Source organism: Mycobacterium sp. OTB74 (assembly GCF_029892685.1).
Taxonomy (GTDB): domain Bacteria; phylum Actinomycetota; class Actinomycetes; order Mycobacteriales; family Mycobacteriaceae; genus Mycobacterium.
Window position 1 is genome coordinate 1 of record NZ_JARXVD010000011.1, and the last position, 12,622, is coordinate 12,622.

The window sequence follows — 12,622 nt, forward strand, 5'->3', positions numbered from 1 at the left end:
CCCCCGAACGGACACGCCACAAAACGCGACCCGGTCAACCCGGCCCGGCCGATATAGCCGACGCCCACCCCGCGCCCGGCCACATACAGCTCACCAACCACCCCCGCCGGCACCGGCCGCAACCACCTATCCAGCACGAACAACGCCGCACCCGGCACCGGCGCACCGATCGGCACCACCCCCGACCCCGCCACCAGCGGCGCACTGATCGCCACACACATCGTCGTCTCGGTCGGGCCGTAGGCGTTGATCATCGTCCGCCCCGGCGCCCACCGATCCACCACCTCGGCCGGGCAGGCCTCACCGGCCACCACCAACGCCACCGCACCCAAACCTTCAGGCGAGAGCGCCGCCACCGCAGACGGGGTCTGAGTGAGCACGCTGATCTGTTCAGCGACCAGCAATGCGTGGAAATCCTCCGGCGAGCCCGCCACCGACTCGGGCACCACCACCACCCGTCCTCCGCGCAATAGGGCACCGAAAATCTCCCACGCCGAGACGTCGAAAGCCAAGGTATGACACAGCGGCCACACTCCCGCGGACGGCAGGCGGGCATCCAGTGTTGCCAGCAGTTGGGTCACGTTGTGGTGGCTGACGGCCACCCCCTTGGGCACCCCCGTCGTGCCCGAGGTGTAGATGACGTATGCGACCTCATCGGGGGCCGTCGCCGGCAATGCCGTGCTGGGCTGGGCGGCTACAGCCGAGTCATTGACATCGATGACGGTCAGGTCGCACCCATCCAACCGCGACCGCAGCTCCGCAGTGGTCACCGCAGCGATCGGCGCGGCATCATCGACCATGAACCCGATCCGGGCCGCCGGGGCAGTTGGGTCGATCGGCACATACGCCGCCCCGGTTTTGAGCACCGCCAAAATCGCCACGATCGCCTCAGCGCACCGAGAGAACAACACCGCCACACGCTCACCGGGGCCCGCACCATACCCAGTTAGCAAGTGCGCCAACCGATTCGACGCCTCATCGAGCTCGTGATACGTCATCGAGCGGCCGCCGAAGCTCAGCGCCACCCCCTCAGGGGAGCACTGCACATGTTCGGCGAACAGCACCGGAATCGACACCGACGTGCTCACCGGCTCGGACAACACCGCCCGGTTACCGAGCTCATCCAGCCGGGCGTGCTCACCGACATCCAACACATCCACCGACGACAACAACCGCCCCGGATCACCCGTCAGCGCCACCAACACCCGCCGCAACCGCGCGGCCAAATCAGAGACGTCAAAATTCGATAATGGCTGCCCAGCGCCCGCCGTGCTGAGAAAGAGCTGGTCACCGACGCCAGAAAAAATCAACCCAAAGCCGCTCCCGAGGCCAGCATTGGTCAATGACGCGGATGCCGCGACACCACCGAAATTCACAGTAAACGTAGACGGGAGGAAATTAACGTTCACCCGGTCGGCTGGCTGCCCTGCGCCGCGAGGGTGGGCTTTATTCTCAAGGGCACGCACCGGAAACCGCTGATGCTGCAGCGCTTCTCGTATTCGGGTGTCAACATGCTCACAAAACCCGGCCACCGAAGATCCCGGTGAAACCCTCAACACCAACGGCACAACCCCAGCAATCATCCCGGGAAGGGTTTTTGACTCCGGACCTACTCGCCGGCTGACCGGGAAGTCGAGCACCACATCTGATGAATCCTCAGCGGACCATCCACGCACCAACAGTGCGCACGCCGCTGTGACAATCGATGATCGAGGCACGTTCCACACTTGGGATAACTCGTCAACTCGGCGAAGGACCACAGGGTCCAATTGCACCGGACCAGACGGCCAATCCGGATCCCGCTCGCTCGCGGCTTGGGGCAACCGATATTGCGGGCCGCCTTGCGATGGAATGTTGCGGCTCCAGTATGTTTGATCTTTCAGATAATCGGTCGACGCTTCGTATTCCAACTCGCAGTCAACCAAGTCCTGCAACGAGCCGAAGACAGCAGGAGGAATGGGCGCGCCAGAAACAATCGCAGAGTAGACAGTCACAATCCGATGGCCAACCAACGCGATGCCTGTTCCGTCTATTACTATGTGATGGCAGCACCCGAATAAGTAAAATTCATCCAGCCGTGTTCGAAATAACGCAAATTTAAACAGCGGACCGGTCAGCGACATCGGCGTGCGTTGGATCGATAAAGCTATCCCACGGGCTTCCTGCACGGGATGGCGCGAGCCGCTCAGGTCATAAGAGGCCAGCTCGACATCCGGGTAATCAATCGCCCTTTGGAAAACCTGGCCATCCAGCTCAAAGAAAGTGGCTCTGACTGGTTCTGCCTCTTGCAGCGCTCGGCGGATCGCCCACTCAAGGGCGTCACGTTGTACCCTACCTTCGATTCTCACGAAGAGGCCAAGCTGCCACTCCGTATCAGAGTGACCTGTTTCCTGCGCAAGCCATATGTCTAGCTGTCCGCGCGTCAGCGGAAGTTCCTGGTTGACAGTCTCCATCCGACTCCCCCTCTCCAGCAGGCTTACGTGTCAACCCTCCTGTGCAGCCGTGTCAACCCTCCCGTGCAGCCTCTCGCGCAGACTCTTCGGGCGTATATCGGTCCAATTCTGCTCTATGTAGTCCAGACACGCAGCGCGGTCCGCTTCGCCGTAGGCAACCCGCCAACCGGCGGGAATATCGGCAAACGTCGGCCACAGGCTGTGTTGCTCCTCGTCATTCACCAAGACAAGAAAGCTGCTACTGTCATCGTCGAACGGATTGATGCTCAACGGTTCTCCAATCATCTAGTCGGCATGAGTGGAAACATTCCCAACGATACTGGCATTTGCCGGGTCGGTCCGGCGTTTCACCAAACCTGCAGATAACCCTGGCCTCGCCCCAGCGTCTTGGACGCTGAGTCCGAGGGAAGCGGGACGCGGCCGCGCTCTACCGATACACCGAGGGAGCGACGATCACTGCGATCGCGGCCGAGTTGGGTTGCAGTGACACGACTCTGGCGGCGTGGTCCAAAGCCGTCGAGGTGCCGATCCAGCACCGTAACCCGCCCATACGCTTGGCCTGACGCGGCGTCCGAAGCTCCCGAGCAAGAGCTTGCCCGGTTGCCGGCCCAGAACTGGGAGTTGCGGGGACGGTCATCACCGAACGGATGCCCGCGACGCCCTTCTTTGCAGGGCAGCAGCCCCGAAATCAACTCCCACTGAGCGTCATTGCAGAACCGGAACCGCGAAACCGTCGTCACCTCGACAGCATTGCCTCAAAACGCGAACTGATATGGGAGACACGCCCTAGGCGAGGTCGTCCAATTTGCGCATTCGTAAATTCATGCGTGGGACAACGGCGCCGAGCTCAGAGTCGCCAGGAACGCCCCTGACGACGCCCTCGCCGAGCTTAACCCGCAGTCGCACACCGGGGACAGCACCTACGGTGCGCCGCGAATCACCGCAGAGTTCACTGATGGCGTGCCCGAGGAGGATTGGGTGAATCAGCACCGGGTGCACAGGTGGCCGACCTGCTCCGACGCGACTTTCCGTCCACGCCGGACACGAAGTACGTCGGTGACACCAGCTACCCTGCCGCCGGCCACGGGCGCCAACCTGTATCCGGCCAAGGTGATTCATTGCTACTCGCGGCGGCCAGCGGGGTGCGCGATTGCCGAGCACACGCGCACCGAACTCGTCGCGGACGCGATATTCCAAAGCGACCACGAATCCCATTACACGTCAAACAATTTGGCGATGCTACGTACAGAGCTCGGGGCCATCGAGTCGACGCGTGCGGTCGGTACCAGTGTCGCCAATGAGCGCCCCCACCTACAAGAGGAACCCGACACCAGCTACCCACCCCGAAGCGGCGAAACCACAAATCCCGTGTCATTACATAGGGTTCAGGACCCGTCGCACCGAAACAACGGTGCGGTCAGGCGACGCATGGCCTGGAGGCCACGTTCGGCCGTGCCGCCAGAATGTCGTAGAACGGCGCTCGGTCGTCAGATCCGGTTTCGCTGAACGGATTCGGAGAGTTGACCGACTCGGGTAGCATTGCGATCTCACTCGGGTAGCATTGCGATCTCATATGACATTGGGCACGAGCCGATACGGAGGCCACCGGCATGGTCTACTCAGCAAAATCGGGTTCCGCTACCCCTAGGCCGCCCCGAGCTTGCGGTGACCGTCGCACGGCCCGACGGGCCGAACTCACCGGATCCGAGGGCGGCCGTCTAGCGTGCCGCGGCCGACGTGTAGTTGCATGGTCGAACGGCTGACATGGCGCCGCGTGTCGATACATGGCGACGATTAACGATTTTCGGAATCCTGAAGCGGCTGTGGATTCCGCTACTCGTACTGGTGGTGATCGGTGCTGGAGGATTCACCGTGTCGCGGCTACACGGCATCTTCGGCTCTGAGAAACGCCCCTCTTATGCCGACACCAAAATCAACGACACCCAACCTTTCAACCCCAGACACCTGACGTACGAGGTCTTCGGACCACCAGGGACCGTGGCCACCATCAGCTATTTCGACGTCAATGCTGCACCGCAGCATATTCAGGGAGCAAGCCTGCCATGGTCTTTGCAATTCGCGATCACCGTGACGTCGGCGATGGGAAGTGTCGTGGCGCAGGGCGATAGTGACAGCATCGGCTGCCGCATCATCGTGGACGATGAGGTCAAAGCCGAGAAAATTTCTAACGAGGTGAACGCCTTTACTTCCTGCCTGCTGAAGGCCGCATGAGCAACAAACAAGAAGGCGAAGAGCTCACCGCGCGACCATTTATGGCGCGGACGATCCATCGATTTTCGGCGCTAATCATCTTGGCGTGGTTGGCGATCGCCGTCATTCTGACTTACCGCGTTCCATCGCTCGAGCAGGTGGAGGCAGAGCATTCACTTTCGCTGAGTCCGCTGGATGCGCCATCGGTCCACGCGATGCAGCGGGTGAGCCACGATTTCAAGGAAGCCAATTCCGACAATGTGGCGGTGATCTTCCTAGAGGGTGAGCAACCCTTGGGCGACGCTGCTCACAAATACTATGATGGTGTGATTCGTCAGCTGAAAGACGATCCCGCGCATGTGCAACAAGTCCATGATTTTTGGGGGGATCCACTCACGGCGGGCGCCGCGCAAAGCGCCGATGGCAAGGCCGCGTATGTTCAAGTGAACATCCTTGGTCAGTCCGGCGACGCTTTGGGGATCGCATCGGTTAGAGCAGTCCAGGACGTCGTGAAGCGTACGCCACCGCCACCGGGGGTCAAGGCGTATGTCACCGGTCCGGCGGCAATCGCCGCGGATTTCGGCGCTAGCGGCAACAGAACGGTCTCTCTCATCTTAGCGGTGAGCATGATCGTGATCTTCGTCATGTTGCTCCTCGTCTTCCGATCGGTTTTCAGCGCTGTTGTTTTGTTGGTGATGGTCGGCATTCAATTGCAGGTGGCCCGAGGAATCGTCGCGTTCCTCGGCATGCACGAGATTGTTGGCCTTACCACATACGTCGTTAATCTATTGGTATCCGTCGGGATCGCGGCTGGAACGGACTACGGGATATTCTTCTGGGGTCGGTATCAAGAGGCACGTCAAGCCGGCGAGGATCGGGAAACGGCATTCTTCACGACCTACAGCGGTGTCGCTAAGGTTGTATTCGCGTCCGGTCTGACGATCGCCGGGGCAATCTTCTGCCTCAGCTTTACCCGTCTGCCTTATTTCCAGCCACTGGGCCTCCCTGGCGCGGTGGGCATATTGGTCGCGGTGGCAGTGGCCCTCACGCTAATTCCGGCAGTTCTGGCCACCGGCAGCCGTTTCGGTTTGTTCGAGTCCAAGCGACCGATCAAAACTCGTAGGTGGCGGCGGGTGGGCACGGCGACGGTTCGATGGCCCGCGCCCATTCTTGCCGCGACATTGGCAATCGCGCTTATCGGCCTATTGACGCTGCCGGGATACCGACCCAGCTACAACGACCAGAAGTTCATGCCCCAAGGTCTCCCCGCCACTGAGGGACTGGCAGTCGCTGGACGACATTTCCCCCAGTCGCGAGCGACGACGCCCGATATCCTGTTAATCGAAGCAGATCATGATATGCGCAATTCGGCAGATTTTCTTGTCTTGAACAAACTAGCAAAGGCCGTCTTCGCTGTTCCAGGCATTGCCGATGTACAGGCTATAACTCGGCCCGAGGGAACACCGATCGCACATACTTCCCTACCGTTTATGATCAGTATGCAAAACGCCTCGCAAAAACTGTATCTGCCGTTTCAGTTTGACCGCATGAACGACATGCTCAAGCAGGCTGACGATATGACGAAAATGATCAATCTAATGCAGCGTATGTACGTCACGACGCAACAGATGGTCGACACCACCCATCGAATGGTCAGGCAAACTCATGACCTGCAGGAGGTCACGTTTGAGTTGAGGGATCACATTTCGGATTTCGAAGATTTCTGGCGCCCACTAAAAAATTACCTCTACTGGGAGCCGCACTGCTTCGATATTCCCGTCTGCTGGTCGTTCAGATCCATATTTGACGGGCTGGACACTATCGACAAGATCGACGACAGTACGGCGAAGCTCGTCCAAGACCTCGATCAATTGGATACGCTCATGCCGCAGCTGCTCATCCAGTTCCCAACGATGATCGCGACGATGCAGAACACGCGGACCTTTATCCTAACTATGCACAACACCATGTCCGGCACCTTCGCCCAGATGAACGACTCAATCGCGGACCCCAGCGCCATGGGGAGGGATTTCGACGCCGCCAAAAACGACGATTCCTTCTACCTACCGCCGGAGGCGCTCAACAACGCGGATTTTCAGCGCATCATGAAAATCTTCCTGTCACCGGACGGGAAAGCCGCGCGTATGCTGATTTCGCAAAGGGGCGATCCCGCGACCCCCGAGGGCATCGCGCGGGTCGACCCGATAAAGACCGCGGCCGAGGAGGCGCTTAAGGGAACTCCGCTAGAAAGCGCCAAGATCTACCTCGCCGGCACCGCAGCGACGACGAAAGACTTGGTGGACGGATCCAAATACGATCTGTTGATCGCCGGAGTCGCTGCGCTCTGTCTTATTTTCATCATCATGGTCATCATGACGCGAAGCTTTGTCGCCGCGCTGTTTATCGTGGGTACGGTGACACTTTCGCTTGGCGCGTCCTTCGGCCTGTCCGTGCTCGTCTGGCAGTATCTTCTCGGCATACAAATACACTGGGTAGTATTGGCGATGACCGTCATCCTCCTTTTGGCGGTCGGGTCTGACTACAATCTGTTGTTGGTATCCCGGATGAAAGAGGAAATAGGCGCCGGAATAAACACGGGCATCATCCGGGCAATGGGCGGTACCGGGAGAGTCGTGACGGCTGCTGGTCTGGTGTTCGCGTTCACCATGGGATCCATGGCGGTCAGCGACCTGCTCAGTCTCAGTCAGGTGGGTACCACCATCGGCCTCGGTGTGTTGTTCGACACGTTGGTGGTGCGCGCGTTCATGACGCCTTCGATCGCCGCGCTGTTAGGTCGCTGGTTCTGGTGGCCGCAGCGAGTGCGCACCCGCCCCGCCGGTGGACCCCGTCCGCTGGTACGGGCCTTGTTGATGAGGGACTAGCGAAGGCTGCATGAGTACCGAACCCCCCCGGCCGCCCCTCATGGCGCGGACAATTCGCAGATTTTCGCTACTCATCATCCTGGCTTGGCTGGGGTTCATCGTGATCGCCAACCTCGCATCCGTCGGCTGGAACTGGGCAGCGACAATTCCATCGCTGGAGCGGGTCGGGCAACAGCATTCCGTATCGCTGATGCCCAACGATGCGCCGTCGGCGCAAGCCCTGACCCACATGGGCAAGGTCTTCAAGGAAGCCGATTCGGATAGCTCCGCGATGATCATCCTGGAAGGGCAGCAGCCGCTCGGGGACGATGCTCACCACTATTACGCCGGGCTGGTTCGTGAGTTAAGAAACGATCCGAAGCATGTGGAGCACGTGCAGGACTTGTGGGGGGATCGACTCACGGCGTCGAGCGTACAAAGCCCCGACGGCAAGGCTGCATATGTGCAACTGAATTTGGCCGGCAACCAAGGCACGACCTTTGGGGACCAATCAGTGGCCGCGGTCCGGAATATCGTGGACCGGATGTCGCCGCCGCCCGGGGTCAAAGCCTATGTCACCGGCCAGGCGCCGCTCACTTCGGATATGCAACACAGTGGCAACAATTCCATTCTGAAGATGACTGTAGTAACCGTTGCGATCATCGTCATGATGCTGCTCTTCGTGTACCGTTCGATCGCCACGGTAATCCTGCTGTTGGCCATGGTTGGCGTCGAATTGGCAGCGGCCCGGGGAACCGTTGCGTTTCTGGGCCACAACGATCTTCTCGTACTCTCGACGTTCGGCATCAACATGCTGGTTTTCCTCAGCATCGCGGCCGGAACCGATTACGGGATATTCTTCTTCGGTCGATATCAAGAGGCTCGTCAGGCCGGCGAGGATCCGGAATCGGCCTACTTCACTACGTTTCGCGGGGTCGCTCGCGTTGTATTGGCGTCCGGCCTCACGATCGCCGGGGCAATCTTCTGCCTGAGCTTTACCCGTCTCCCCTACTTCCAGACCATGGGCATCTCGTGCGCAGTCGGCATGCTCGCTGCAGTGGCAGTCGCGGTGACGTTGGTTCCTGCAGGGATTGTCGTGGCCAGCCGATTTGGACTATTGGAGCCCAAACGTCAGTTGCGAGTTAAAAGATGGCGCGGGATCGGCACCGCGGTCGTCCGCTGGCCCGCGCCCATTCTTGCTGCCGCTTGCGCGATCGCACTCGTCGGTCTTCTGACACTGCCGGGGTACAAAACGAGCTACAATGACCGGCTCTACATACCCAAGGACATTCCAGCCAATTTAGGGTATGCGGCCGCTGAACGTCACTTCTCCCAGGCGCGAATGATGCCGGACATTCTGATGATCGAGGCCGATCACGATATGCGCAATCCGGCAGACTTTCTGGTACTGAATAAACTAGCAAAGGCAGTTTTCCGGGTGCGAGGAATTTCTAGGGTGCAGGGAATAACTCGGCCTGAGGGAACACCGATTGACCGCACTTCGATACCGTTTATGCTCAGCTTGCAAAGCGCTGGCCAGACACAAACAATGCAGTTCCAGAAAGAACGCATGAATGACATGCTCAAGATGGCCGACGATATGACAACAATGACCGGCGTAATGCAGCACATGTACGAAGTGATGCAAAAGATGAGGGACACGACTCATCGCACCGTCGTCCAAACGCATGACCTGCAGGCGAGCGTGGAAGAGGTAAGAGATCAGATTGCCGATTTCGATGACTTCTGGCGGCCCCTCCGCAATTACCTCTACTGGGAGCCGCAGTGCGCCGATATTCCCGTCTGCTGGGCGTACAGAGCCTTATTTGACGGGCTGGACGATACCGACAACGTCAGCGATATTCTGCAGGCTCTCGGCAAAACCATGGATCGGTTGGATGTGATCTTTCCGCAGTTGGTTGCCCAGTTCCCGCAGATGATCGCCTTCACGCAGACCATGCGGACCATGATGCTGACCATGCATAACACCATGTCTGGCACCTTCGCCCAGATGGACGAGACGAGCCATTACGCCACCGCCATGGGGCAGGCTTTCGACGCCGCCAAAAACGACGATTCCTTCTACCTGCCGCCAGAGGTTTTCAAGAACCCGGACTTCCAGCGCGCGATGAAGTTCTTCCTGTCCCCGGATGGGAAAGCGGCACGATTCATCATCTCGCATAACGGCGATCCCGCGACGCCCGAGGGCATAGCGCGTATCGACCAGATAAAGACGGCGGGCGAGGAGGCGCTCAAGGGGACACCTCTAGTGAACGCCAAGATCTATGTTGGTGGCACCGCGTCGACCGCGAAGGACTGGCAAGACGGATCCAAATACGATCTCTTGATCGCGGGAATCGCTGCGCTCTCCCTTATTTTCATCATCATGCTCATCATGACGCGAGGTTTTATTGCTGCCCTGGTTATCGTTGGTACAGTGGCACTTTCGTTGGGCGCATCGTTTGGGCTGTCGGTACTGGTCTGGCAATATATCTTGGGTATCAATTTGCATTGGATGGTACTTGCGTTCTCTGTGATCATCCTTTTGGCGGTCGGGTCTGATTACAACTTGCTGCTGGTATCGCGAATGAAAGAGGAAATAGGCGCCGGGATAAACACGGGCATCATCCGCGCGATGGGCGGTACCGGCAAGGTCGTCACGACGGCAGGGTTGGTGTTCGCGATCACTATGGCCTCGATGGTGGTCAGCGATTTGCGCATCATCGGTCAGATCGGTACCACCATCGGCCTGGGCCTGTTGTTCGACACGTTGGTCGTGCGTGCGTTCATGACGCCGTCCATCGCCGCGCTGCTCGGACGTTGGTTCTGGTGGCCACAACGAGTCCGCCCCCGCCCCGCCAGTGCCCTCCTTCAGCCGTCAGGGCCCCGTCCGCTGGTACGGTCCCTGCCGCTAGGGGACGAGTACCGCGACGACGACGCAGGCACAACCGAGCTCCCGAGGCCGTCCGTCTAGCACTGCAGCCGTAGATCGAGGGTCATCGATATTCACGCCGCCAGGAGGCGACAGTCGGACGCGGTAATTGGTGTCTTCGTCGCCATCGTGACAAGGCCGGCAGCGTTGCGATGGTGTAGTGGTTTGTCAGCTGCAGGGCGTCGAAGCGTCGCCGAAACTCGTTGACGGTCAACGTGATCAGCCCTGCCGGGGCGGGTGTCGCGTTCGATGCGCAGGCGACGGACAGGAATGCATGGGCGAGCACGGCCAACGTGGTCCAGCGGTGCCAGGACCTCTAGCGTCGGACCTGGTGCTGGCGTCTGGGGTGTGGGTCTACGTCGCGTTCGTCATCGACGTCTACGCCGGCGCGATCTTCGGGTGGACGCCTCGGGGTCCAAGCAGACCCGCTTCGTGGAATTAGCGATCCGTCAAACCGCCGCCACGACGTATCCGCGCGGCTGACGTGCCAACCGTCGCTCTTATCGACGTCGGGATCGGTGGGCTTGTGGACGGAAGCTCGGGAAAGGTCCGTCGCTCAGAACGATGCTACGGTTGACGTGCAACGACAAGATGACCGCTGCTGCCAATCAGGCGATGTGTCGGAAAGTAGACGAGAATGCCGATGACGAACCGACTGATCGTTGGCTGCAGTGGGCTCACGCTCGCGCTGTTCACAGGCAGTGGAATCGCTGCCGCCGAACCGGACGTCAATTCAATCGCCAATTCGACGTGCACTTATCCACAGGTGATAGCGGCAATGAACGCGCAGAACCCAGCCGCCGCGAAACAGGTGTCCACCAGCCCGTTGGTGACGTCGTGGCTGCAGCAACTCGTCGCATCGCCACCAGACGGGCGCCGGGCGATGATGGAGCAGGCACAAGGGTTACCGGGATTTCAGCCATGGGCGGGGCTGATCAATCAGGTCGCAGGTAGCTGCAACAATTTCTGAGCCTCAGGATCACGATAACTGGGTTGGGGTTGAGCCGACCGTCCATCAGTTCTGCTCGTTGCGCGCCGTCCCGCGCGGCTGATCAGCCAGCTTCGGCTACGTTCTTGATCGCTGCGAGCGTCTGCAGGATGCCCTGGTGTCGCGCTTCAGCACGTCGTGCGATCTCCGTCTTGGCCGTTTCGCCCTAGCGGTCACGGAAGCCGGCGAGTCAGCGCCAACGCGAACGTGACGGCAGTCCAACTACGAGCTGCAGGCTCTTCAGCGTGTGCTCTTCAGCGTGTGATTGATGGCGAACGCGGCCCAGATCGTGGTCCACATGCCGCCCCACAGGAACCATCCGATGCGGAGGTGGCCAGTACGAACTCCGATGGCCATGGCACCAGCGATGCCCCCGGCGGCGGATATCATCGCGTACCCCGGGATCGTGGTGCCCAGCAGCGACAGGATGGCCAGCAGCGCGAAGCCGTAGTGAATGGTGATCCGTGCTGGTTCTTTGTGTTGTTGACTTGCCATGTGGCGAACCTTCCCGTCCTGGCCTGGTGCCCGAGCGTGCGGCTACTTTGCCAGAGTTAGCCGAAAGAAAATGAAAAAATCGGAAATTGGTTCATCTCGCCGATTCGCGCTTGCGCATTCCCCTCAGGTGCGGCGGCGACGGCGGGACTCGTGACATGACAGGCGTGGATACCCTTGCGCCTGCGAGCCCCGCCGCCGCCTCCCGCAATCGCCTCGTCCACTGTGCGGTAACCGACCCCGACGAGTGCCCTGTCGCCGCCAAGAAGTGCCAGAAGGCCGACGAGGGCTTCCCGTCGATCACGCCGCACGACTTGCGGCACACCGCCGCGAGCCTGGCGGTGAGCGGGCGCGAATGTCAAAGCGGTGCAACGGATGCTGGGCCACGCCAAGGCCAGCATGACGCCGCACGTATACGCCGACCTGTTCGATGAAGACCTCGATGATGTGGCGGCCAACCTGGATGCGGCGATCCGTTCTGCTGCGGCCCCACTGCGGCCCGCCTCGCCTGAATAAGCCGCCCGGAGGGCCGAAAGCGCTGGTCAGCGTGGTGGAGCTAAGGGGATTCGAACCCCGCACTTTCCTGCGGAAATAGTCTGTGAAATGCACTTTTGTGGATCTGAGCGTTGTTACGCGCGCTCTGGCTGTCCTGGGGATATGCGCCGACGTGTTACGCGGCGTAACA

General features: G+C 60.0%; 7 protein-coding genes and 1 pseudogene. 5 read left to right on the forward strand and 3 right to left on the reverse strand.

Features of this window, described 5'->3' with window-relative positions:
* Both M2432_RS15740 and M2432_RS15745 read right to left on the reverse strand, forming a co-directional pair.
* On the reverse strand, positions 1-2,453 hold a 2,453-nt coding region (locus M2432_RS15740), incomplete at its 3' end, for an amino acid adenylation domain-containing protein (protein ID WP_280827758.1).
* A gap of 30 nt (positions 2,454-2,483) precedes the next feature.
* Positions 2,484-2,723, reverse strand: a complete 240-nt coding sequence (locus M2432_RS15745) for an MbtH family protein (RefSeq protein WP_280827759.1) — start codon at positions 2,721-2,723, stop codon at positions 2,484-2,486.
* Positions 2,724-4,217: 1,494 nt separating this feature from the next.
* Between M2432_RS15745 and M2432_RS15750 the strand changes: the two genes are divergently transcribed.
* The 4 genes from M2432_RS15750 to M2432_RS15765 all read left to right on the forward strand — a co-directional run bounded on the left by M2432_RS15750 (position 4,218) and on the right by M2432_RS15765 (position 11,427).
* On the forward strand, positions 4,218-4,685 hold the full coding sequence (locus tag M2432_RS15750) for an MmpS family protein (protein WP_280827760.1): 468 nt from the start codon (positions 4,218-4,220) through the stop codon (positions 4,683-4,685).
* Complete coding sequence (locus M2432_RS15755; RefSeq protein WP_280827761.1) at positions 4,682-7,546, forward strand: RND family transporter; 2,865 nt, start codon at positions 4,682-4,684, stop codon at positions 7,544-7,546. The genes M2432_RS15750 and M2432_RS15755 overlap by 4 nt, the downstream gene beginning before the upstream one ends.
* A gap of 10 nt (positions 7,547-7,556) precedes the next feature.
* Positions 7,557-10,499 carry an MMPL family transporter gene (locus M2432_RS15760; protein ID WP_280827762.1) on the forward strand — a complete coding sequence of 981 codons (2,943 nt, stop codon included), beginning with the start codon at positions 7,557-7,559 and terminating at the stop codon, positions 10,497-10,499.
* A gap of 601 nt (positions 10,500-11,100) precedes the next feature.
* Positions 11,101-11,427: a hemophore-related protein gene (locus tag M2432_RS15765; RefSeq protein ID WP_280827763.1), complete on the forward strand. Its 327-nt coding sequence runs from the start codon at positions 11,101-11,103 to the stop codon at positions 11,425-11,427.
* 258 nt (positions 11,428-11,685) lie between these two features.
* On the opposite strand, the gene M2432_RS15770 is transcribed toward M2432_RS15765, so the two are convergent.
* Positions 11,686-11,940: a hypothetical protein gene (locus M2432_RS15770; protein ID WP_280827764.1), complete on the reverse strand. Its 255-nt coding sequence runs from the start codon at positions 11,938-11,940 to the stop codon at positions 11,686-11,688.
* 284 nt (positions 11,941-12,224) lie between these two features.
* Here M2432_RS15770 and M2432_RS15775 point away from each other — a divergent pair.
* Positions 12,225-12,453, forward strand: a pseudogene (locus tag M2432_RS15775) (tyrosine-type recombinase/integrase); the annotation flags it as partial.
* Between the last annotated feature and the right edge of the window lie 169 nt (positions 12,454-12,622).

Excerpts from the sequence above, each read along its gene's own strand:
- M2432_RS15770 (WP_280827764.1), bottom strand. The coding sequence starts at position 11,940 with ATGGCAAGTCAACAACACAAAGAACCAGCACGGATCACCATTCACTAC.
- M2432_RS15760 (WP_280827762.1), top strand. The coding sequence starts at position 7,557 with ATGAGTACCGAACCCCCCCGGCCGCCCCTCATGGCGCGGACAATTCGC.
- M2432_RS15755 (WP_280827761.1), top strand. The coding sequence starts at position 4,682 with ATGAGCAACAAACAAGAAGGCGAAGAGCTCACCGCGCGACCATTTATG.
- M2432_RS15765 (WP_280827763.1), top strand. The coding sequence starts at position 11,101 with ATGACGAACCGACTGATCGTTGGCTGCAGTGGGCTCACGCTCGCGCTG.
- M2432_RS15750 (WP_280827760.1), top strand. The coding sequence starts at position 4,218 with ATGGCGCCGCGTGTCGATACATGGCGACGATTAACGATTTTCGGAATC.